Origin of the sequence: Colwellia sp. 75C3, from assembly GCF_002836255.1 — a bacterium.
Lineage (GTDB): Bacteria > Pseudomonadota > Gammaproteobacteria > Enterobacterales > Alteromonadaceae > Colwellia.
Genome location: NZ_PJAU01000047.1, coordinates 32656 through 55910 on the forward strand (window position 1 = coordinate 32656; position 23255 = coordinate 55910).

16 protein-coding genes are annotated in these 23255 nt (G+C 37.9%); 8 read left to right on the forward strand and 8 right to left on the reverse strand.

Going from position 1 to position 23255, the window contains the following annotated elements; translation table 11 throughout:
• The first annotated feature begins 94 nt into the window (after positions 1-94).
• From CXF85_RS09525 to CXF85_RS09535, 3 genes are all read left to right on the forward strand, one after another.
• Positions 95-1033: a LysR family transcriptional regulator gene (locus tag CXF85_RS09525; RefSeq protein ID WP_101228296.1), complete on the forward strand. Its 939-nt coding sequence runs from the start codon at positions 95-97 to the stop codon at positions 1031-1033.
• A gap of 95 nt (positions 1034-1128) precedes the next feature.
• Complete coding sequence (locus tag CXF85_RS09530; protein ID WP_101228297.1) at positions 1129-1800, forward strand: alpha/beta hydrolase; 672 nt, start codon at positions 1129-1131, stop codon at positions 1798-1800.
• 56 nt (positions 1801-1856) lie between these two features.
• Positions 1857-2789, forward strand: coding sequence for a tetratricopeptide repeat protein (locus CXF85_RS09535; protein WP_101228298.1), 933 nt, complete (start codon positions 1857-1859; stop codon positions 2787-2789).
• 90 nt (positions 2790-2879) lie between these two features.
• Here the strand turns inward: CXF85_RS09535 and CXF85_RS09540 are convergent, their stop codons facing one another.
• From CXF85_RS09540 to CXF85_RS09550, 3 genes are all read right to left on the reverse strand, one after another.
• Positions 2880-4253: a sigma 54-interacting transcriptional regulator gene (locus CXF85_RS09540; protein WP_101228299.1), complete on the reverse strand. Its 1374-nt coding sequence runs from the start codon at positions 4251-4253 to the stop codon at positions 2880-2882.
• 63 nt (positions 4254-4316) lie between these two features.
• Complete coding sequence (locus tag CXF85_RS09545) at positions 4317-4910, reverse strand: hypothetical protein (RefSeq protein ID WP_157829059.1); 594 nt, start codon at positions 4908-4910, stop codon at positions 4317-4319.
• Positions 4907-6442 carry a HAMP domain-containing sensor histidine kinase gene (locus CXF85_RS09550; protein ID WP_101228301.1) on the reverse strand — a complete coding sequence of 512 codons (1536 nt, stop codon included), beginning with the start codon at positions 6440-6442 and terminating at the stop codon, positions 4907-4909. The genes CXF85_RS09545 and CXF85_RS09550 overlap by 4 nt, the downstream gene beginning before the upstream one ends.
• A gap of 373 nt (positions 6443-6815) precedes the next feature.
• On the opposite strand from CXF85_RS09550, the gene CXF85_RS09555 reads away from it, so the two are divergent.
• The 3 genes from CXF85_RS09555 to CXF85_RS09565 all read left to right on the forward strand — a co-directional run bounded on the left by CXF85_RS09555 (position 6816) and on the right by CXF85_RS09565 (position 11672).
• On the forward strand, positions 6816-7184 hold the full coding sequence (locus CXF85_RS09555; RefSeq protein ID WP_101228302.1) for a hypothetical protein: 369 nt from the start codon (positions 6816-6818) through the stop codon (positions 7182-7184).
• A 348-nt stretch (positions 7185-7532) separates the two neighbouring features.
• Positions 7533-9734, forward strand: a complete 2202-nt coding sequence (locus tag CXF85_RS09560; protein WP_101228303.1) for a M3 family metallopeptidase — start codon at positions 7533-7535, stop codon at positions 9732-9734.
• A gap of 315 nt (positions 9735-10049) precedes the next feature.
• Positions 10050-11672 carry a DUF5666 domain-containing protein gene (locus tag CXF85_RS09565; protein WP_101228304.1) on the forward strand — a complete coding sequence of 541 codons (1623 nt, stop codon included), beginning with the start codon at positions 10050-10052 and terminating at the stop codon, positions 11670-11672.
• A gap of 95 nt (positions 11673-11767) precedes the next feature.
• On the opposite strand, the gene CXF85_RS09570 is transcribed toward CXF85_RS09565, so the two are convergent.
• Positions 11768-12025, reverse strand: a complete 258-nt coding sequence (locus tag CXF85_RS09570) for a DUF2164 domain-containing protein (protein WP_101228305.1) — start codon at positions 12023-12025, stop codon at positions 11768-11770.
• 248 nt (positions 12026-12273) lie between these two features.
• On the opposite strand from CXF85_RS09570, the gene CXF85_RS09575 reads away from it, so the two are divergent.
• Positions 12274-13206: a putative porin gene (locus tag CXF85_RS09575; protein WP_101228306.1), complete on the forward strand. Its 933-nt coding sequence runs from the start codon at positions 12274-12276 to the stop codon at positions 13204-13206.
• Positions 13207-13239: 33 nt separating this feature from the next.
• Here the strand turns inward: CXF85_RS09575 and CXF85_RS09580 are convergent, their stop codons facing one another.
• On the reverse strand, positions 13240-15873 hold the full coding sequence (locus tag CXF85_RS09580) for a TonB-dependent receptor (RefSeq protein WP_101228307.1): 2634 nt from the start codon (positions 15871-15873) through the stop codon (positions 13240-13242).
• Positions 15874-16004: 131 nt separating this feature from the next.
• On the opposite strand from CXF85_RS09580, the gene CXF85_RS09585 reads away from it, so the two are divergent.
• Positions 16005-18182: a winged helix-turn-helix domain-containing protein gene (locus CXF85_RS09585; RefSeq protein ID WP_101228308.1), complete on the forward strand. Its 2178-nt coding sequence runs from the start codon at positions 16005-16007 to the stop codon at positions 18180-18182.
• Between the two features lie 74 nt (positions 18183-18256).
• Here the strand turns inward: CXF85_RS09585 and CXF85_RS23075 are convergent, their stop codons facing one another.
• The 3 genes from CXF85_RS23075 to CXF85_RS09595 all read right to left on the reverse strand — a co-directional run bounded on the left by CXF85_RS23075 (position 18257) and on the right by CXF85_RS09595 (position 22834).
• The gene (locus CXF85_RS23075; protein WP_232771142.1) at positions 18257-19153 is read right to left on the reverse strand and encodes a TonB family protein; all 897 of its coding nucleotides are present in this window, start codon (positions 19151-19153) and stop codon (positions 18257-18259) included.
• Complete coding sequence (locus CXF85_RS23080) at positions 19135-19653, reverse strand: tetratricopeptide repeat protein (RefSeq protein ID WP_232771143.1); 519 nt, start codon at positions 19651-19653, stop codon at positions 19135-19137. Before CXF85_RS23080 ends, CXF85_RS23075 begins: the two co-directional genes overlap by 19 nt.
• A gap of 607 nt (positions 19654-20260) precedes the next feature.
• A complete protein-coding gene (locus CXF85_RS09595; protein WP_101228309.1) occupies positions 20261-22834 on the reverse strand; it encodes a TonB-dependent receptor in 2574 nt (857 codons plus the stop codon).
• Between the last annotated feature and the right edge of the window lie 421 nt (positions 22835-23255).

Genomic DNA, 23255 nt, shown 5'->3' on the forward strand with positions numbered 1-23255 from the left:
CTTAAGTTGTAATTACTTTATTAGATGTGTTTAATGGGATTCATTGTTCTGAAAATAGAACAGTTATCGAAAAGTTCATAAGGCAAGGGGAAGCATGAAATTGAGCAATTTAGATGATTTGCATTTATTTGTATGCTTAGTAGAAGCGGGATCGTTTACCTTAGCGGCAAAAGAATTAGGCATAGCAAAATCAAAACTAAGTCGACGCTTAGTCTCGTTAGAAAAAAAATTAGGCTGTGAACTGCTGTTGCGCACTACACGAAAGCAAGAGCTTACCGATAGTGGTCGACTACTCTTTTGTGCCAGTAAAGAGCATATAGATGCCTTAGCTAAAGTAGAAGAAGAGCTTTCTTCTTCATTGAGTCAACCGCAAGGTAAACTGAACATTTTATTACCGTTAGAATTTTTTAATAAAATTATAAGTACCTTAATTGGCGACTTTTTGAGACGTTACCCTAAAATTAAATTACATTGTCAGCATTACTCTGGATCGGTTCCTGAATTTGATCCCAAGTTTGATCTTTGTTTTGTGTTACACGAACAAGCGCTGCCCACAACAAATTGGATTGCGAAAGAATTATTAAGCTTCCCACAATCTATTTACCTTTCGGCAACTATGTCGTCTAAGGCAGAAAGTAAACTGCTGCAAGAAAAGCTGATTAAACCAGAACAACTTAGCCAATATGACTGTATCTTAGAAGAAGAAAATCAGCCTTGGCACTTTCGTAATGGTGATAAAATCGAGCAAGTGAATGTTGGCGGTAGAGTGGTACTTTCTAGTCCTGAAATGCGTCTTCAAGCAGCGGAACAAGGTCTTGGTCTGTGTAAATTACCTGATTATATTATCAGGAACATTGCGTTAAAAACGGATACTTTAAAAGATACTGCACCAGTACAGCCGCTACAACGATTGTCGCTCAGTAATGAAAGTGTCGCCCAGCGTTTAAGTGTGCTTTATCAAAGCCGTAATATTGCCAGTAAAACTCGAACCTTTTTAGATTACTTCCAAAGTAATGTTGGGCAATTACTGTAAGTATCCAATGAATATTCGATATGCAGTTTTGCCACAGGCACTAACGATTGTTATGATGTGGCATCTTTTTATTAACGAATAAATCATTGAATTTTATGTCAGCAACGTCACTTGAACGAATTACTATAGAGCCTAAATCTCCTGCAACTTCCTGTGTAATTTGGTTACATGGCCTGGGAGATTCAGGTGCTGGCTTTGCGCCTATCGTACCAGTATTAGCTTTGCCAGAAAATCACGGTATACGCTTTATCTTCCCCCATGCACCAGAGCAAGCGGTAACCATCAATCAAGGTTATGTTATGCGCTCTTGGTATGACATAAAGAGTATGGATTTACATAACCGCGCCGATATGAAAGGTGTATTAGAATCTGAAAAGCTGGTGCAAGCATTAATCCAAGAGCAAATTGATTTGGGTATAGCAGCAAAGAATATTGTTTTAGCAGGATTTAGCCAAGGTGGCGTATTAAGCTTATTTACCGGTTTACGTTTCTCGCAAAGTTTAGCGGGGATCTTAGCATTATCTTGTTATTTACCCACCGCAGATAAATTACCAGAGCAATGTCATAGTGCTAATGTTGCTACGCCAATTTTACAAAACCATGGTGATCGAGATGATGTTGTACCTATGAGTGCGGGTAAAATGGCCAATACTTTACTTACAGCAGCTAACTATAAAGTAACTTGGCAGAGTTACTCGATGGAGCATTCGGTATTACCAGAGCAGCTCGCTGATATTTCAACTTGGTTACAAGCTAGATTACTTTAGAGCTCACGACTTAAGGTTCTTTTTTTCATTTGAATTATATAATTTAAGGGTGATGAATGGACAACATCAAAAGACAAAACGGAATTGAAAACACGATGAAAGCAAAAGCAACAACAACAGCAATGAAAGCGATAAAGGCAAGGCTAACGTCTCAACGACTTATTCGCTACTTTACTGTTGCTAACGTGCTAAAGCTCATTGTTTTATTGTGCTTGTGCCTTTTCATTTATAAAAAATCGAACCAATCTCAACAAGAAGATAATAACAGTTTAGCCTATCTTGCTAGTCCTAAAGTAGACGATATTTATTTTTTAGACTTTCGTCTGCTCAGTGAAAGCCTGAGGCCTAATCAAAAATATCGCATTGCCAAAGTAGTCGATATTACCGGTGATATCGTGACACTGCTTTATGGCAATGTTTTATATCTTCGTCAGCAATCATTAAAAGATAGTATTCGCTACGGACAATTAAGGTACAAAGGTTATTTTGAATCTAAGCGGTATGATTTAAAGCTTTCCAAGTTAAAAAGTATGCATGACTCTGCGGCAATTTATATGATTAAACGGCCAGATCAAAATATGCTTTATGGAAATTATATTAATGATCCTAAGCCTGAACTTAGTTCAACATTATATATTCCTGGTAAACGAGAAAACCTTGCAGGGCTAAGCTTTAAAAAATCGAGCTATCTAGAAAATAACTTACAGCAAGCTTTTGAGCGATTTAGCCTATCAGCTCAGTTAGGGTTTTCTCAAGGGCAAGTTAACTTGGCTGAAATGTATTTGAGTGGTGAATATATTGATAAGGACCTTAGCCAAGCGATGTATTGGTTTAAACAAGCCGCATTGCAAAGTAATAAAGCTGGAGTGCTTAAGTACGTGATTGTTTGTCGACAAGTGAGTTATTGCCAAGAGGGTGATTTATACCAAGAGTTAACCGATGCAGGCGTCAATATTAAAGTGAGGAAGGTAGACTTCAAGCTTAACTAAAAAGTAACAAGCCTTAATGGTCTAGCAGACTTTACTCGTTCACAGTCTATAAAGTCACATCAACTTGATGTGACTTTATTTTATCCATGATTAGTCTTCGCGGTATGATTCTGCGACTAAGTGATGACGATTTAACAATTTATAAAACTCGGTACGATTTCGTTGTGCAATACGTGCAGCTTGCGAGACATTACCCGCAGTAATCTTTAATAATTTAGCTAAATAATCTCGCTCAAAATGATCACGCGCTTGCTGGAAAGAGGGGAACTGAGTTGAATCATCACGCAGTGCATTTTTCACTAAATTAGCACTGATGACACTTTCACTCGATAGCGCAATACTTTGCTCTACAACATTCTGCAACTGTCTTATATTACCAGGCCAAGGCGCACTAATAAGTAACTCCATGGCTTCTTGGCTAATGCTTTTTATAGGAACATTTGAACGAGCAACTGCTTGATTTAGAAAGTACTGTACTAGCAGTGGAATATCTTCTCGTCGTTGCATTAACGTGGGTAATTCCAACTCAACAACATTCAATCGGTAATACAAATCTTCTCTAAATGTGCCCGCTTTAATGGCTTTAGTTAAATTAACATGCGTTGCCGATATGATGCGTACATCCACTTTTATCGCTTGCGTACTGCCTACTGGTCTGATTTCTCTTTCCTGTAAAACGCGTAATAGCTTCACTTGAAAGCTTAGTGGCATATCTCCAATTTCATCTAAGAATAAAGTACCACCATCGGTTGCTTGAAATAAACCTTGGTGATTTCTCTCTGCACCGGTAAATGCGCCTTTAATGTGACCAAAGAGTTCAGACTCAAGTAGTTGTTCAGGGATCGCGGCACAATTGATGGCAGTAAAAACTTTATCTTTACGATTACTGGCTTGATGAATGGCTTTTGCCAGTAGCTCTTTACCTGTACCACTCTGACTGTGAATAAGTACACTAAAGTCACTGTTAGCTACTTGCTTAGCTTGTTGCAATAGTGAAGTCATTACAGTACTGCGACTAATAATATTATTACGCCATTGTTCAGCTTCACAAGGTTGTTCACCACTTGAAGGCTGTAAACGTATCGCCTGCTCAACGGTATCGAGTAACTCTTGGCTTTCAAAAGGCTTAGTTAAAAAACTAAATACACCTTGCTTAGTCGCACTAATCGCATCAGGAATAGTACCGTGGGCGGTCATGATCACGACGGGAATATTGGGATGCTGTACTCTAATTTGCTCAAATAAAGCCATGCCATCCATACCTTCCATGCGCAAATCACTAATAACGACTTGAGGAATAAAGTTTTGTAATGTTCCTAGCGCTATTTTTGCATTGGCGGCAGATTCAACATTATAACCAGCAGCGGATAAACGAATACTGAGTAAACGTAATAAACTTGGATCGTCATCTACAATGAGAATTTTGGCTGAATTTCGGGTAACTTTTTGGCTGCTTAGGTTCATAAAACGTTCTCTGTGAGGTTTATACCAATCGAATTAACTGATCACTTATTTAATCCGCTGATCTTAGTCTCGTTCGTTAATATTTTGGTCAATTTGTTTGAGTAACATCAGTTGCTGGTTTGCATGGTTTAATTGTTGGTTTAATTGCTCAATTATCTTGTGATGCTCATCGCTCTGCTTAGTAAAGCCTTGCTCAGATAGCGCTTGTTTTTCCAGCAAATGCAATTGAGTATTTAATTGGTCTCTTAATAACATGGTAAAGGCCAAATTCTCTTTACTGAGGATATTGCTTGTTAATAAATGTTCATTGAGCAATCTTTTAGCTTTGTAAGGTTGATAAATTACTGGGTTTGGCAAGCTATAAATTAGGATGAGTTTGCCTTGGCTAAAGGCTTTGTCCTTAAGTTGGTTAGTCATCAAGACGTATTGTTGCTTTTCTTCTAGCAAAAGTTGTTTATTATTTAGGGTTTTTAGCCATAAGTAATACTGACTATATTTAACCGAATCATGAGATGTCTCAGTCTTAGTCTCAGTTACGGGTGCTGTAACTTGGCAAGCACTTGATAAACTCACTAATAGAATAATAAAGGAGATGGAAAAGCACTGCTTAGCCCGGCTAATTATTGAAACCTTTATATGAGGGTTAATCATTTTCATAATACGTTATCTGTTTGAGCATTCGGTAAGGTGATAGAAACACAGGTACCGCCTGTATTTGTAGCGCTAATTTTTCCCGCTGGTATTATTTTGATACTGCCATTGAGGCGCAGTAATAACTCTTTGACTATAGTCAGCCCTAAACCACTGCCTTTTATTTGACTGTTTATCGGTGCTGTACCCTGATAAAAAGCATCAAATACTTTCTCACTAAGTGATGGTTCTATCCCTGGACCTTGATCAATGATATTAATGTTTATGCACTCCTTGCTATTGTTATACGTAATGGTGATATTTCCGTCTATGGGGGAGTATTTTATCGCATTAGATAAAATATTGTCTAAAATCACACTGAGTTGTTTACTGTTACTGTAAATAAAATAAGGACTGTTATTACACTTCAGGGTTAAATTTTTAGATTTGATATCAAGTTTTCTGTCCTTACAAGCAGCACTTATTAGCTCAGATAAATTCATTTTTTCTAAGCCATGCAAGCTAGTTGAATCCAATACAATATTGAAATCAAGTAAGTCTTCAATTAAACGCTGTAAGCGATTTACACTGGTGCGGATGATATCGCAAATTTCTTGCTGATCATCATTGAGTGGGCCAACACTATTATCATAGATAAGCTCAGTGCCTTCTCTAATAGCTGCTAATGGTGTTTTTAATTCATGGGAAATATGTCGAATAAAACTCGATTTCTGTAATTCAAGAGTATGAAGACGTTGCCTCATATTCTCTAACGCATCTGCTATTTCCCTTACTTCGGCAGGGCCGTGCAAGTTGATTTTTTGTTCGAAATTTCCTTGCTCTAGTAGTTTGATTTTATCAGTAAGCCGCTTTAATGGTTTAGTGATCAAAATGATAAATATACCGGCAATTAAGAAGGTGATAGGAATAATATATAACCGCTCAAGGATATTATTACTAATATTTTCGGTAGTCTGGTGTATGTTTGAAACCTGTTCATTAACGACAAAATTACTGCGCTTTTCTAGTTGTTTATTAATCTGATGTAATGTTTTAAATTCTTTTTGGATTTGCGCCAATGACATCGTTTCAATCTCATTACTTAGCATCAATTCTCTTATTCGATCACTCTCAAAATGTAGCGACATAAGCCGTTCTTTTAACAGCTTATCTTGCTGTTTTGTGGATGTTTCTTTGATGATACTTTTTAAAACGGCTTGGTGACGACCAAATAGGGTAAGTAATTCATCGTCTTTAAGTACCACATATTGACTCGCAGAGCGTTCTATTTTGGCAATACTGTCATCTAGTTTGCTGTTTAGTTGAGTTAATTGTGCAACATGGTAAATAGCACTAGTGCTTTGTTTTGCTAATTGACTGACCTTATTCGCACCGAACAGTAAGGCCATTACTAAAGGCATGGCAACAAAAGTAAAACCAATTAATGTTAGTTTATTAATAGAAACCTTGTTAAGAAGTGACTGACTAAATATATAAAAAGAAAGTGTCAACTGTCTTAGCAATGCTTTACTTTTTTTTAATTTGCTAAGGGAAGTCATGGAATTCAGCCTGAAATTTTTACGGTAAGTAAATCTGGATGCCCTTTGTATGACAAAAATAAAATAAAAACAAGGGTGTCTTTATTTTGAGACAAGGTTAAATCATAAATGCCGAGTTATTAAGTAACTGTAAAACATTAGTTTATTATGATTTGTGTCGACGTATTAGTCAGCGATAGTCGGTAATATTTTATTGTGTTGGTATTTAGCGACAGTTTAACAAGGGTTTAGGTTATAAAAAACAGTAGGTTCTTTATTAAATCCTTTACAATCATGCGCTTGGGTTTGTTGGCACACTCCGTGCTATATCTCTGTCAATAATGAATTATATTCAGCGCAATTAAAGCGCTTTAATTTTAAAAAGAGGATTACCATGAATAGTATCAGTTTAACGCAAGTAACCACATTTGTTGTAGCCGTAAGTCTGGCTTCTTTTTTTGTCAATGCTGATGATGCTCTAGCTGATACTACTGAAGCTAGTACCGTTATACATTCAGAAACGTCAGTGATCACAGAGATTGTTGAAGTTGCAGTTGAAGAAATAAAAGAGATGAACGATAAGTTTACTTTTACTTCACTAGATACTGACAAAAATGGCAAGTTAAGCCAACAAGAAGTTATTGCTGGCAAGAATGAGTGGTTGGTGAAGTCCTTTAGCCAAATTGATAGTAATACTGATAAGTCTCTTACAGAACAAGAATTAGTTGATTTTGTTACTACGACTGTAGCGACAAGTAAATAACGAGTAAGGACATACTCGGCAAAGTTTAAAGGGGAGCTCCCAATTATACCCATTATCATTCAATATGCAGGTTCAGCGTTCTTGCTCAAGCACTTCATTGATTGGTGACGGGTATGTATCAAATCATCTAGTCGTCATTCTTACGGACAGAGAAAACGGCTTGACCGAATTGTTATAAATCCACTCCCCTTTGGGCCGGCTACTTAGGTAGTCGGCCTTTTTTATAGGTAAGGAAATATCAAACAGGATTAACCGTATAGATATTGCGGTAGACGGTAGTTGCGGATATATCCTCTCCAGTTGATGCTTGTTAGACTAAGGGTAATTACTATAAAAAGAGAATATTCAATGAAACCTCAGTTTATCAAAGCATTTTTAGTGTCTAGTATTTTGATGGGTTGCTCAACAGCAACGGAAACGACTAATGTTCAGCCTGCTGCTAATACAATAAATAAAGCTACTGCGAGTGTTCAAAGCGTAGAAGAATCAAAAGCGCTGCTTTTGGCTAAATGGCAAGGACCATTTGAGGGCGTACCAGCATTTGATCAAGTATCACTTAGTGGTTTAGTTCCTGCTATGGAAGAAGCGATGGCTAAAGAGTTAGCTGAAGTTGATGTTATTGCCAATAATAATGACGCACCTACTTTTGAAAATACTATCGTAGCGATGGAAAGAACGGGCGCGGAACTTAATAGGCTTTTCAGCTATTACGGCATTTGGCGTTCAAATAAATCAAGCCCTGAATTTCGTCAATTACAAAGTGAATTAGCACCAAAACTGTCGGCTTTCTCTTCAAAAATCAAGCAAAATGATAAACTGTTTACGCGTATTTCAGCTGTTTATAATAGTGAAAAAACTAAAGCGATGAGCCCGGAAAATCAGCGTTTAGTATTATTAACGTATAACAGCTTTGCCCGTAATGGCGCGACATTAAATGCAGTTGATAAGAAAAGATATGCAGAGATAAACTTAGAATTATCTACCCTGCAAACAAAATTCGGTAACAATATCTTAGCCGATGAAGAAGGCTATGTGCTGTATCTAGATAAGTCACAATTGGGTGGGCTACCTGAATCTGTAGTTAATGTTGCAGCAGCGGCAGCTGAAGAGCGAGACCATAAAGGTCAATACGCTATCACCAATACTCGCTCATCAATGGACCCGTTCTTAACGTATTCGACAGAACGTGAATTACGTAAGCAGGTTTGGAGTACCTACTACAGTCGTGGTGATAATGGCGACCAGTATGATAACAATGCCATCATTGCTGAAGTTCTGCAGTTACGTCATGAACGTGTTGGTTTATTAGGTTATAAAAACTATGCCTCGTGGCGCTTAGAAGATCGTATGGCAAAGTCTCCTGAAAATGCTATTGCTTTGATGGAATCTGTATGGCCTGCGGCTATTGCCCGTGTTGATGAAGAAGTTGCTGACATGTTAGCAATCGGCAAAAAACAAGACGGTATAGAGCAAGTTGAAGCATGGGATTACCGTTTTTATGCTGAGAAAGTACGTAAAGATAAATACAACCTAGACTCAGATGAAGTTAAGCAGTACTTACAATTAAACAACTTACGTGAAGCTATGTTCTATGTAGCAGGGCGTTTATTTAACTTTAGCTTTAGTGAAGTGACTGATGGCTCAGTACCCGTATTTCACGAAGATGTACGTGTTTGGGAAGTAAAAGATAAAACCTCAGGTGAACACATTGGTTTATGGTATTTAGACCCGTTCGCTCGCAAAGGTAAACGTTCAGGTGCATGGGCAACCACGTATCGTGCACATACCACCTTTGATGGTAAGAAAAATGTATTATCTTCAAACAACTCAAACTTTTCGAAAGGTGTAGCGGGTCAACCAACATTAATCTCTTGGTCTGATGCTGAAACTTACTTCCATGAATTTGGCCATGCTTTACACTTTTTAGCCTCAAAAGTAGAATACCCAACATTGAATTCAGGTGTACGTGATTACACAGAATTTCAATCACAGTTATTAGAGCGCTGGTTATCTACCGATGAAGTGATTGATAACTACCTTGTACATTACAAAACTGGCAAGCCAATGCCAAAATCACTTATCGCTAAAATTAAGCAAGCGGCTACGTTTAATTCAGGTTTTAAAACCACTGAATATTTAGCTTCAGCCTTAGTTGATATGAAATTCCATACCGTTGATCCTACTGGTATTGATGCTGACAAGTTTGAACGTGAAACTTTAGCTGCACTTAAAATGCCTAAGCAAATTGTAATGCGTCATCGCAGCCCGCAGTTTGGCCATATCTTTAGCAGCGAAGGTTATGCTTCTAGCTATTATGGTTACATGTGGGCTGAAGTATTAACCTCTGATGCGGCTGAAGCATTTGCTCAAGCACCAGGTGGTTTTTATGATAAAGACGTTGCTGATAAGTTGGTAGAGCATTTGTTTAGTGTGCGTAATGCGGTTGATCCAAGTGAAGCGTACCGTGCCTTTCGAGGTCGAGATGCTAAAGTTGAAGCGTTAATGCGTGACCGTGGTTTTCCAGTGACAACGGTAAAGAGCAGTAAATAGAGGCTATCTATTATTGTAAAAAAAACTCGCTTCGGCGAGTTTTTTTATGCCTGTAACATCTCATTTCATCACTTTAAGGTTAGTCGTAACAAGGCCGCTGATTCATATCGTCTTATGACATTGCTTTTGGGTAACATAAGCGAACAAAACTACAACATAAAAGACAAAGTTACGCGTGTAGACTCGGTCTATATTTACAGCTTATTACTATGATTGCTCTTTGTGTATGTTCATCAATGCACTTGATATAGCGAAGCTGTATTGCTTTTAATTTAGTTAGGGAAATCCCCCTACATATATAATGGAAATGTATTGATGCAACACAAATTTACCGCAATTGCCGGCTTAGCTAGTTTATGTTTGTTTTTGTCTGCTTGTACAGAAGAAGATGCACCGGTTACTTACATTACCAGCTCAGGCGTGATCAGTGGCTTTGGTAGTGTTTATGTTAATGGTGTGCGTTATATCACCAAAGACAGCAACATTATTGGTAACGGCAATAAAAGTGATGAAGCGTCACTTAAAGTGGGCATGAAAGTTGTCATTAATGCGCAAAAATCATCGGATTTTGAACCAACAGCACAGGACGTGAAATATCTTGCTGATGCTATTGGTACTGTTGATGCTATTGACCTTGCCAATAATTCATTAAGTATTTTAGGACAAACCTACTTAATTACACAAGCGACTCAATTTGACGATACACGCTTCAGTGAATTACGCACCGACATGATTGTTGAATTAAGTGCTTTTAAAAATGAATATGGTAATTTTGTTGTTAGTTATTTAGCAATTAAAGATGCACAAACCGAGCAGCAATTAACGGGGACTATTAGCGATATTAATAAGGTGAATAAGACCTTTACCATAGGTGAATTAGTTGTTAGTTATGAGGATGCTGACATTACTGGAATGTTAACTTCAGGTTCACTTGTTGAAGTAAAAAGCAAATTTCCGCCTATTAATAATAAACTTGTTGCTGATAAAATTAACGCACTAGGCTTGCTTTTATATATTGATGGCTTACTTGAGGTTACGGGTATTGTTGAAGATTTTGACAAAGCGGGAAATACAATAATAATAAAAGTAGATGGCCGAAAATATGTATTATCTGATGCCACTGACTTTAGTCAAGGTGATAAAGACGATCTGAAAATAGGTAGTCAAGTTAGCTTAGTTGCTACCGTGGTTGAGTCAGAATCTATTACAGATACCCCAAATTACCCAGTTAATAATATTCGTCTTGAATTAGCTAATGAAATTAGCCTTGAAGGTATTGTTGAGTTAATTTCTGATGATAGCTTCACTCTATTCGGTCAAGAGTTTACTGTTGATAATTATACTCAGTATGAGGATGATTCAGAGCAAGACTTACGTAACTTCAATTTCACTAATATTGCTATTGGTGACAAATTAGCTATTGATGCTTATGAAGATAACGGTGTTTTAATTAGTCGTAAAGTCGATCGTGAAGAAACGGGTGGAAATGATCAAGAGAGCCATGAAATTGAAGGTGTTGTTGATAACATAGACTTACCAAGTTTTTCTGTTAAAGGCATTATCGTGTTAACCAATGAAGAGACTGACTTTGAAGATGCACAAGGTAATGATGTTGATCAAGATACCTTCTTCTTGAAATTGAAAGAGCAGGATGAAGTTGAAGTTGAACTAACGAAAATCGACAATGATTGGTTAGCTTTAGCGGTAGAAATTGATAATGGCGATACAGAGTTACTCGGTACTATTGATAACTTTACCAATAGATTCAGTTTTACCGTAAATGGTCATGATGTTGTGACCAATATGCACACAAAATTTGAAAATGGCTCTGTAAATGACTTAGTACTTAATGCCAAGATTGAAGTTGAAGGAACAGTAAATAGTGATGGTCAGCTAGTAGCTGATGAAATTGAATTTATCGAAATAAATGCAAACTAGTTATTAGCTCAACTCAAAGTTTCCGTCGTTAAGTTAATGACTTAATGGCGGATTTTTATTGCTTATCGTTTCATTGTTAGGTGACGGAAGCAACATTAACTCACTGGCTTTTCTATTTCACTTATTCCTTCATGTACCATCTCAGCAACATTTTCTAATTTGGCCGCAATAACTGTTTGCGCATCAAACAAGCCACGATTATAAAAATAAGCACCAACTTCTTTCGAAAAAAAATCTAATAGAAATTCTGCATCAAATTGACCAAGGTCTTGGTCAAGCTCATTAGAAAAATAGCCTTGGATCTTAGTCACTAGTTGCTCTGTTTCTGTCGTTGAAAATTTTATTGGGCTCATAATAACTCTGTAAAAGGACACTAAAAAGGGTGTGATATTTTATTATTATACCTAGATATACAGTAAAAGGAGCTTCTTAGTGAGGTAATCATTTTTTACTTAGGTACGTGTTCTATATTGTTGCTTAGTTGAGTGTTATTTGTTTGAGAAGTGTAAGATTATAAGTCGACTAGTAGACGCGAAGATCATTAACTGTCATATTCACTCTGTTTTTCATATGGATATTATAATTAAAGGGATCTTACACTTTGAAATTATCAAAACTATCAGGCCTAGTCGCTGTACTTTTAAGCAATGCAGCAATAGCTGAAAGCTATCAATCATTTACAACATTAAGTTACTCCAAGACAGATTACTCATTTAACACACCCAAAAATATTTATTACAGCAAAGGTGACTCAAGTTCTGTGGGATTGTATAGCCAATACTTTTTTGATGAAAAACAAACCTTAGGTCCGTTAAATGAATTTAACTACATCAATACCAGCAGTAATTTTTCGGCTTCAATAAACAGTCTAGATAGTAATGGATTCTCGTCTTATGATGCTCAAGAATCTAGTAGTGACTCTAGTGTTAAAAATGTTAGCGTCGGTGGTGAGTGGATAACTCATAATGTTATTCTTGGCGCAAGTTATAGCCACTATCAGTTTGAGACAAAAGCCCCTGCTTATACCATTGATTACAATGACAATGACAATATTTATTCGGCTACCTTAGGTTATTTAGTTTCAGATGATTTTGTGATTCGTGCAAATTATAATGATGGCGGTGATGGCGATGACTCGTTTAGTTATAGTGCCAGTTATAACTTACAACTTGTCGATACGGATTATATTGGTTTTAGCTATAATGTGGACGAAGATTTTGATATTCATAACCTTTCTAGTCGATATTTTTTTGGCTTTGCTGAGCAGAGCTATTTAGTGGTTGGAGGTAATTATACCCTTGATAATAGCGATAATTTTTTTGCTGACGATTACTGGAGTGCCAATGCTAGTTACTATTATGACGATAAAACATCAGTGTCCGTAAGCTATGCCGATAATGACTTTTATAGTGTTGGTGCTCGTTATTTCATAAATAATAATTACTCAATACAAGCTGGCTATAATTCAGTTTCTGGTGATAAAAATCAAGGTGAATCTGAGGGGTATCATTTCAGCTTTTCTGCGCAATTTTAGCTAGATTCATAGGTCGAGACTACTATCGGTAAGCTAAAAGCCAACCCTTAAGCCGGCGTAATAACGTCGGCCATTTTTATAAATACCAATAGGCGCATATTCATTGCGTTCATAGGTATAAATAATTTCATCGGTTAAATTAATTCCTTCAAAGACTAGTGATAGATACTCAGTAACGTTAAACGAAACGTTGATATCCCATTGACCATAATCATCAGTAATCTCTTCACCGACGCCAGTCGCAAATTCAGTTCTAAAATTATAAGACAAACGAGTACTTACCCAGTCATTTTCATAATAGGTGGTTAAGTTGCTACTGTGTTTTGAGTTACCTGGAATATTGATGTTTTCGCCACTCAGGGCATCTTTTCTATCACCTTCAACCAAGGTGTAATTGGCAATAAGACCAAAGCCGTAAAAAAGCTCCTGTTGTAGGTTTAATTCCAAGCCATAAATACTACCGCCGCTGCCATTTACCGGACGGTTTATGATCATGCTTTTACCTTCATAGGTTTCTTGGTAACGTTTAATATCGATAAATGATTGAATATCTTTATGAAAAGCAGCGATAGAAAATAGTGCTGCCTCGTCAATATACCATTCTACGCCTAGATCAAAATTGGTTGCTCTAAAAGGCTCTAACTCTGGATTACCACCGGCACCTTGACGCTGGGTAACATTATAATTAGTTGATGGCATTAAGTGGTGATATTCAGCACGAGACATGACTTTTGAAGCAGCAACTCGAAAGAGTACATCTTCACTAAAATCCATAACAATATTAATGCTAGGTAAAATGTCGGTATAACTTTTATCAGTGTTATACCATTCGTAATCATTATAGATAGTTTCAACCTCTTCTACCTTTTGAAAGGCAGAAGCATCTTGTAGGGTATGAACTACTCGAACACCTAAATTTCCTCGGTAATACTCACCAGAAAAGTTAATTTTACCGTAGGCGGCAAAAGTGCTTTCAGTAATATCAAAGGTGCTAGGCTTTTCTTCTCCTTGAACAAAATTTAGGGTTTGATAACTTTGTTCAAGAGAATTTATATCGGCAAAAGCATAGTTTTTCAATGTTTGGTTTGAACCAATATCGTTAAGATAGTCCGATGGGAAGGGCGCAGCATAGTCTGCTAATGTCCAGCCTAGATCACCGGCCATACCGGTGTAACCACCATTTTTAGATCGTAACCGATAAAAATCTCTTTGATGTTGTTTGTATTTACCACCAAACTTTATTGATTGTATAAAAGGTTGGTCAAGTTGATGTTCAAAGTCTGCTTGAACAAAAAACTCACTGTCTGTTGATTCTTGTGAGTCTTCACGCACTTCACTAATATGCCAAGCACTGGCATCATTTGGGTCAACTTGATAGTTGGCTATAATGTCTCTATTTTGCTGTAAATCTACAGAGTATTCAGTATTGGCAGACCATTGTGAGGTTGAATCTTTACTGGTACCACCCTCTGCTTGGGTTATGCCTACTTGGTACTGGGCATGCCAATAGTCAAAATCATGTTCAACCATTAGGTGTACTAAGCTGGTAGTGATTTTTGATTGTCGCCAAATGGCTTCCATTGAAGTATTAAAAGGAGCACCTTCAGTATTTGTCTCTGGCACTTGGCTATACGTTGCTTGCACTAGCGTATTATCAATAATAGTGTGGTCAGAAATATGGCCACCTCTGTCGTAAACAGAGCTAGGTTGCCATAAAAAGTTCTGGTTAGAATTATCGGCATTTAATACGGAGTACAAGGTATTTAATTCAATATTCCAATCTTGATTTGGCTGATATTGCGCGGTAACCATAGCGCTAGTTAATTCTCGTTGTTGTTCAAATACGGCAGAGCCACCACCACCGGCAGACCAGATATTGGTTAAGTCAGCGTTTGGATTTTTAGTCGCAGTTAAATTGCCTTGGGCATCTTGATTAAAGTTTCTTTCAGCCCAGCCCCAAGACTCTAGGCCGTCACGCCTAAGACTTCGTTCGTGACGTGTAATAGAGACCAAAAAGCCAAAGTCTTTAGCATCATTAATTTGGTTGAAAAATAACGACAGTTGCGGATCGCTCTCTCCTGATACATCACTATATTGCATTTGTGCTGTGCCGATAAATCTATTGTCAGGGGTATCTAATGGCGCATGCGTTTTAATGTTAATTGAACCACCTAAAGAGCCTTCATCATGGTCAGCCTCGGGAGATTTTTGTACTTCCAGGGAGCTAACTATTTCAGCGGGTAATAAGGTGTAGTTAAATCCACGGTTGGGTTGTGATGAAATCCACCAATCAGCAGAAGCAATGTTTTGACCATTTATATAGGTTCTATTTTGACTAGGCGCAGTACCGCGAACACCAATGCGTTCACCTTCACCTTGTACTCGAGTAAGGGAAACTCCAGTGATTCGTTGCAAGGATTCTGCAACATTTTTATCGGGGAACTTACCTATATCTTCAGCGGTAATCGCATCAACAATAGCGTCACTATAACGTTTGGTTTCAATGGATTTAACAATGCTGCCGCGAATTCCACGGATCTGAATTTTTTCTAAGGAATCTAATTTATTAGCTGGTTGAACGGCTGCTTTTTCCGTGGCTAAAACCACTAAGGAATTAAGACTAAAAAATAGCGAGCAAGTGAGACCTAAAGCCGTTGAATTTCTCATTTTTATTATATTCCGAAGCCTTTAACTTTCAATTGATATAGATGCCAGCGCAGCATAGAATAGTGCTTAATAATAATACCCTTTGTTACGTCGATTGACCAATCATTCGCCCTAAAATTTGTAATAAATTCATGCCACAAAGCCAATTAGATAAAGTGAAAGTTAATGAGGTTGAAGTCGATTTTATCGCACTGAAACTCTGTATTAACCATCAGTGGCATGATGTTGAAGCTAGACAGCTGAAATTATTAAAGTTATTGATTGAAAATTACGGGCAGGCGGTCTCGCGCAATCAAATTATGGATGCGTTGTGGAACGATACAATTGTTAGTGATAACTCAGTTTCGCAGGCTATTACCCAACTACGTAAATCACTACACGACGACAAAGAAACCCCTCGTTTTATTAAAACCGTACCTAGAGTTGGTTATCAACTTATTGCCGAACTGGTTTTTCCTGAGCCACCATCCGAACAGGCGGAACAATTTAAAAAGAATAAATTCAATCTGACTCTGGTTGCTGCGGCAAGTACTTTAGTCGGTATTGGTATTACCATGGGCATTGTTGAATTGGCTAAGCCAAGTTTACAGGTGCCTGAATATACTTATGAATCACGATTAACGTCAACACCCGGTCCGGAAAACTTCCTACGTTATTCCCCTAAAGGCCGTTACTTGGCCTTTAGTCAAAGCAGTAATAATCGTGACCAAATGGACATGGCAGTATTTGATGCTCAAACGCAGGCGGTGCATGTTATTAAAAGTACCGGCTATAGTGAAGAAGCCCCAGAATGGTCACCGGATGGCAAATGGTTAATTTATTATCGGCACGATCCTATCAGTTGTGAAATTCGGGTTATGTCGGTTGTTAATCCAGTTGAGACTTGGCGTCTGAGTCCTGACTTTCACCTTAGCGATTGTCAGGTTGGTTTTAGTCGGCAAAAAATGCACTGGTTAACGGACAACAGTTTATATATCCAGCGCTGGAAAAATAATTCACCGATTTTATCTAAATTAACGTTAGCGACAGAGGGTTATCCTAGCCTGTTAAAACAAGACGATTTAGAAAATATTCACCCTATATTAATGGATATTGATAAAGCAACTAACCAGTTACTCTTTGTTGAGCAAAGCTCACAAGGTTATGTATTACAGCATATGGACTTAGTTAGTACTAAACGCAATGTTATTGAAAGCCGAGAGCAAGAGTATTGGGGATTAAAGTGGCATGAAAGTGGGCAGAGCTTTTGGCTTGGTAATGAAAGTTTACGGTTAATGTCAGTAGATGGCAGTAGTGAAGTAATGCATCTTCCTATTGGTTTTATTCCTGATATTGATCTAAACCCGTTAACGAAACAATTAGCGCATGCTGAAGGTTTAGTTAATGTAAATTTATATAACTTACAACTTAAATCGCTGAATAATCACCAACAAGTAATAGCTAAGCAGCTATCTTCGTCAGCACGAACAGATATTTTACCCACTTTGTCGAAGAATGGTCGCCAAACTGCCTTTATTTCTTATCAAAGACGCTCTACTGATGGGTTAAAACATATTGAGATTTGGTTAAAAAATAAAGATAAAAAAGCCGCTAATTTATTGGCTAACTTACCTGAGAATATTCACCCTAAATACTTATTGTGGTCACCAAACGGAGAAAACTTGCTGTTAGGCGACAGTCGTCAAAATATTCATTTGATCAATATTTATAGTAAACATTTGGTCGCTATTATTTTTGATTATAAAAATATAGATGAAGTTAATTGGTCTAGTGATGGCAAGTTTATTGTTTTTAGTGCAACCAATGGCGACAGTAAGCAGTTATGGCAGTATGACCTTCAGCTAGCTAGTACAAAATTACTCGAAGAAGATAAGCTGGTGGTGAATCAGATAACAGAGCAAGAAAGTAATGTGCAAGCACTACAAACTAGCGAAGTATTATCGGTAGAACAAATGAAGAAGCTCAATCCTTCATACCATCATTATATTTCACACGTAGAATCGTTTTTAAGTGCACATGCCCCAGAGCAATTACCTGTTGATAATTTATCGCCATCATTACTGTTATATCGACCACATATTTTTGATTTAGGGATATATTATGTTGTTAAGCAGGGTCACCAGTTAGCTTTGTATTTATACAAATTTGCAGAGCAAGATCATGTGCATATTGCAAACATTGGAAGGCATGAACAAGACATTAATTTGATGCTTAATATCAGCGCATCTAATGATGGAAAACAATTGGTTTTTTCGAAAGTAGAAGCCTTTGAAACAGATATATTGTTACAGCGAAAATCTCCAGAGTAGCTGATTATTTCTAATCACTAATCACTAATCACTAATCACTAATCACTAATCACTAATCACTAATCACTATTAAGTTAAGGTTTCGCTGTATCAATAAACGCAGCAATAGTTGATAAATACCACTGACGTGATTTTGCTTGCTTTAAGGCTTCATCTGCCTTTTTCTTACTTTGCGTATATTGCTTTTGTTGCTGTAGTATTTTTGCTTGCGCTAATAATAGATCGGGGTGCTCATCATCTTGTGCGAGAGCGAGTTTTAGGTATTGAGCGGCTTTTTGGTGATCCTGCTCGTTCAACTCAATAGCGACCAGATCACGTAATGCTCTAAAATGGCCTTGTTGAGCAGCACTTTGCAACCAGCGTTTAGCTTTGTCAGCATCGTATTCAAGCGTTTTCTTGTCTAGCAATTCACGTCCGAGTCGGTATTGAGCATAAGAAAAGCCAGATTGAGCGGCATTTAATAGCCAATTCATGCCTTTTTTTCTATCTGTTTTTGTATATTCACCACGTAATAAATTACTACCTAATCGATATTGTGAATTTGGATAACCGTTAATAGCTGAAGCAAGTAACAAATCTGAGCCAGCGGTAGTTTGTTGCCAGTGAGAACGTAATAATCGCGTGGCGTTATGTTCATCGGCGACCAACCAATTAGCGATATAATATTGCACCAAAGCATTACCTTGTTCAGCGCCCTCAATCAGTTGGTTAATCTTCTTTTGATAACTTTTCTTCTGTTGGCTAAAGCTCGCTTGGTAGCGTTTACCTTTAAACGTGGTGAAATGATAAAGTAGCGAACGGCTGGAATAACTCTGTTTTTTCCCATCAATGATGAACGGTTCATAGCGCCAGCGACGCACGGCATTGTAAATCGCGCGATTAAACGTTTTATTTGGAAAAGCGTCGATAATATCAACATCTTTTACCGCGCCTGATTCATCTACGTCGAATTCTAACCAAACCCAACCCAACCCTCAATACCTTTTTCGTACGCTTCTTTTGGGTATTTTGCATCGACTGTGTGCAGTCGTTGTGGCGGTATGCTTGTGGTCAGTTGATATTGTTTATCGTTAAAAACGGGCAATAAAGTATTTTGATAGCGTTCATAGCCAAATGTTTGGTTGAGTTTATTTAAACTAATCTCAAGTAGTTGGGGATCTTCTTTCTCGGCTAATTCTTGTTCTATTAATCGGGCAGCTGATCGTGCTTCATCTAAGCCGAAGTCGGCGGCTAAAGAAAACCATGAATGCGCGTCGATTAAATTCTTACTTACACCTTGGCCATAGAGGTACATTACGCCAATATTATAAATGGCATCTTTATGGCCCAATTTTGATAGTCGCTTAAATTCATCGAAGGCTTGTTGGTATTTTCCGGTGTTGTAATCGAGCGTAGCCGAAAGAATGTCGGCTTTGCTTTGACAGCTAAAAGCCAGGGAGAAAAATACGAGAAAATAAGTAAATAGTTTCATTGTTAAAGTCGACTGAATCGATTCAGACGTTTACTTAAAATAAGTATAAAAAGAGGGGGATAGTGCATGCACAAACTCAATATCAACAATATCTTTAGCAATGAAAGGGATGAATTTATTCTACTGTGTTTATTTACTGATTGCTCTACTTTTTTAAGCTTTAAATAAAAAAACGAGTTTTAACCTGACGGCTAAAACTCGCGAAAAAACCAAGAGTGTGTAATACCAAACGAATTAATTTATTGACCAACTTAGAGTTACACTAGCGAGCTTAGAACAAACAAAATGGATAAAACATAGTTATTCTATATTTCATTCATTTTGTGATGTTATCAGTTTGCTAATGTGCTCCCGAAGGGCGAGTTTAAAAGGCTTATATGCAGCGTTATTGATTTCGATAAGGGAATAACCATTATCTTCAATCAATGCCTTGCCTCTATGCCTTTTAACTCTCGCTAAGTGAGCAATAAATTAGTCCGGTTGGTATAAGGGAAAGTCCTTGTCTTGGTCATAGCCAAGTAACCTCAAATTGCGAAGTCACTTGGCTATGAAATGTCGCTAGTAAAATAAGAGCCTACTAGCGACAAACTGGCTTTGTTAGTATTGCTTAGAAGTTAAAACGAACTCCTGCAACAACTCGGCGACCATCTGCGTAATAACCGGTTAGTGCTTGTTCAACGCCTTTTTCTTGATAACTAAACGTTTTCTCATCGGTTAAGTTAATGCCTTCAAGCGTAAAGGTAATATTTTCATTTAAGTTATAAGAAAGGTTTGCATCGACTTGACCGTAGTCAGCAACATATCCAGGCCAGCCTTCACCAGTGTCATAACCGGTACGATAATTATATGAAACACGGCCACTGAACGTGTCTGTTTCAAAATAGGTACTTAAGTTGACTGTATGATCAGAGTTACCCGGGATAGTGACGTTATTGCCTTCACTATCTTTCGCTTCACCATCAACAAAGGTGTAGTTTGCCGACAAACCAAAACCTTCGTATATCTCTTGCTGGTAGCCAAATTCTATTCCTTGAATTGTGCCGCCTTTACCGTTGACCGGGCGATTAATTAAAATCTCTACCCCTTCATGCATTTCTAATGATGATTGTGTGTCGATAAAGGATTGAATGTCTTTTAGGAAAAGTACTGCTGAAACAATACCCGCATCGCTAAAGTACCACTCTAAACCCAAATCAAACTGTGTTGCACGATATGGGTCAATGTCTGGATTACCACCAGTACCTGTTTGTGTTTCTTTATTATATGAGGTTGATGACGTCATTTTAGCGTAATCAGGACGAGACATTACTCGTGCCGCACTCATACGAAGTAATAAGTCTTCGTCTAAATCTACAGCAAGGTTCAAGCTAGGTAGAATATCAAAGTAACTTGTTGATTCATCGATCCACAATTCACTGCCTGACGCTCCAACAAATGCCGCTGAACTTTGGTCGGTATAAACTAAGCGTACGCCAACGTTACCGCGTAAACCCTCTGAATCAATTTCAGCTTTAATATAACCAGCCGTGATTTTTTCGCTGATATCAAAGGTACTCGCTTTAAGTACTCGGTAATCCCAACCTAGGGCATCGCCTTCACTGCGAATCTTATTTGAATCTGTAATCGCGTAATCTTTTAAGGTACCAGCTGAGCCTTGACCTGATAAAAAGTCTGAAGGCATTGATAGTGAATAATCAGCAAGGCTCCAGTTTAAATCTTCTCGTGCATCTGTCGTGTGTTTAGTATTGAAACGCGAATGGTCACGATATTTTGCACCAAACTTAATTGCGCTAAATGCACCTAGGTCAATGTCTCTACCAAAATCTACTTGCACATAACTTTCTTCATCTTGTGCATCATTGTTGTCGTAGCGTAAAAAATCTAAGCCCCACTTACTGCCATCCGCTGGATCTGCATCATAGCTAGTTTGAACATCTCTTGCATTGGATGCGTCATAGCTATGTACATAGTTCCCGCCCCAACCAACGCTTCGATCTGCTTCAGAGCCACCGCTACCTTTGGTGTAACCAAAATGAACACTTGAGGTCCAAACATCACCATCATGATCAACTTTTAAGTCATATGAGCTTGTTTCTAATTTTGAGTTACGTACTTTGGTTTCATCAAGAATATTATTACCGTCGGCTGATAATCCGAATGTGCCGCCAACAGCCATGGCACCTACTTGGTCGTGCTCAATAATGGTAATGTCAGTGTATTCTGAGCCACCATAACCCGTTAGCCATAAGAAGTTTTGGTTTTCGTTATCCATTTCCATGGTGCTTTGTAAGGCATTGAAAGTAACTTCAGTATTATCTGTTGGACGGTATTGCAAGGTAAGGTTGCCACCGGTACGAACACGTTCTTGGCTAAACATTGCCGAGCCACCGCCACCGGGGCTATAAACATCCTCATGCACAGTGCCATCAGCCATTGTTATATCACGATCTGTCCAGCTCCATGCTTCAATACCATCGCGACGTAAGTTACGTTCTTGGCGTACTAAAGAAATTAGCGCACCAAAGGTTTCATCTTCATTTTTCCAACTGTATAAGGCTGAAAGTTGTGGATCTGTTTCACCAGAAACCTCAGAGTACTGAGCTAATACAGAGCCGGCAAATTTGTTTGCTTCTAAATCAAGTGGCTTGCGCGTTCTAACAATAACGGTACCGCCAATTGAACCTTCATCAATGTCTGCTTCGGGTGTTTTATAAACCTCTAAACCAGAAACAATTTCTGAAGGAAGCATAGTGTAGTTAAAACCACGACTTGCTGCTGAGTTTGTCCACCAGTCAGCTGAACCCACGGCTTGACCATTGAGTAACGTTCTGTTTTGGCTCTCAGTTGTACCACGAATACTAACGCGCTCTCCTTCACCAAAACTACGTGTAATAGATACACCTGTTATGCGTTGCAATGACTCAGCGACGTTTTGATCAGGAAACTTACCTATATCTTCTGCGGTTACCGCGTCAACCACTGAGTTTGAATAACGCTTAGTGTTGAGTGATTTCACCACACTACCGCGAATGCCGCGAACTTGTATTACTTCTACTTCTTCAGTTTTTGCTTGCTTCTCTGCGACTTCCTCGGCAAAAACTAGGGTAGGACTTGCCAATAGACCAAGTACAAGTGCTGATTTTACTGCGTTGTTCACCTTGCTAAATTTGTAGTGTTTCATATTGTATCCCGCTTGTTATAGTTTTTATGTTCTTAATTATTTTCAAAGAGAGATAAGCATCTTTAGCGCTCTATACACTCATTGCACTTTATTTGTTGCAGTCAAAACGTATGCAGATTCAGTAATATACTTGGAGCTAATAAGCAGTCTGTTTCGTGTCATTAATGTTTGCTTGCTAATAAAAGCAGTAACACTAGCTAGCATTTAACTGAAAAATACTTAATGCACGGCAGTTAACGTTAGCGCAACGTCATTCATATAAAACTAAGCGGATTGAAGAGTCTTGAATTGGTATGAAAAGTTGTGAAATGTTTGTTGGTGTGTTTTATCTGCTTGTTATTAAAGAGAATTTATTTTGAGTTTTTTTGTTTTTTAGATTGGTATTTATGAAGTTATTGATATTTTAAATAGTTGTGAAGTT

Excerpts from the sequence above, each read along its gene's own strand:
- CXF85_RS09535 (WP_101228298.1), top strand. The coding sequence starts at position 1,857 with ATGGACAACATCAAAAGACAAAACGGAATTGAAAACACGATGAAAGCA.
- CXF85_RS09555 (WP_101228302.1), top strand. The coding sequence starts at position 6,816 with ATGAATAGTATCAGTTTAACGCAAGTAACCACATTTGTTGTAGCCGTA.
- CXF85_RS09565 (WP_101228304.1), top strand. The coding sequence starts at position 10,050 with ATGCAACACAAATTTACCGCAATTGCCGGCTTAGCTAGTTTATGTTTG.
- CXF85_RS09530 (WP_101228297.1), top strand. The coding sequence starts at position 1,129 with ATGTCAGCAACGTCACTTGAACGAATTACTATAGAGCCTAAATCTCCT.
- CXF85_RS09595 (WP_101228309.1), bottom strand. The coding sequence starts at position 22,834 with ATGAAACACTACAAATTTAGCAAGGTGAACAACGCAGTAAAATCAGCA.
- CXF85_RS09525 (WP_101228296.1), top strand. The coding sequence starts at position 95 with ATGAAATTGAGCAATTTAGATGATTTGCATTTATTTGTATGCTTAGTA.
- CXF85_RS09570 (WP_101228305.1), bottom strand. The coding sequence starts at position 12,025 with ATGAGCCCAATAAAATTTTCAACGACAGAAACAGAGCAACTAGTGACT.
- CXF85_RS09540 (WP_101228299.1), bottom strand. The coding sequence starts at position 4,253 with ATGAACCTAAGCAGCCAAAAAGTTACCCGAAATTCAGCCAAAATTCTC.
- CXF85_RS09560 (WP_101228303.1), top strand. The coding sequence starts at position 7,533 with ATGAAACCTCAGTTTATCAAAGCATTTTTAGTGTCTAGTATTTTGATG.
- CXF85_RS09580 (WP_101228307.1), bottom strand. The coding sequence starts at position 15,873 with ATGAGAAATTCAACGGCTTTAGGTCTCACTTGCTCGCTATTTTTTAGT.
- CXF85_RS09545 (WP_157829059.1), bottom strand. The coding sequence starts at position 4,910 with ATGAAAATGATTAACCCTCATATAAAGGTTTCAATAATTAGCCGGGCT.
- CXF85_RS09550 (WP_101228301.1), bottom strand. The coding sequence starts at position 6,442 with ATGACTTCCCTTAGCAAATTAAAAAAAAGTAAAGCATTGCTAAGACAG.
- CXF85_RS09585 (WP_101228308.1), top strand. The coding sequence starts at position 16,005 with ATGCCACAAAGCCAATTAGATAAAGTGAAAGTTAATGAGGTTGAAGTC.
- CXF85_RS23080 (WP_232771143.1), bottom strand. The coding sequence starts at position 19,653 with ATGAAACTATTTACTTATTTTCTCGTATTTTTCTCCCTGGCTTTTAGC.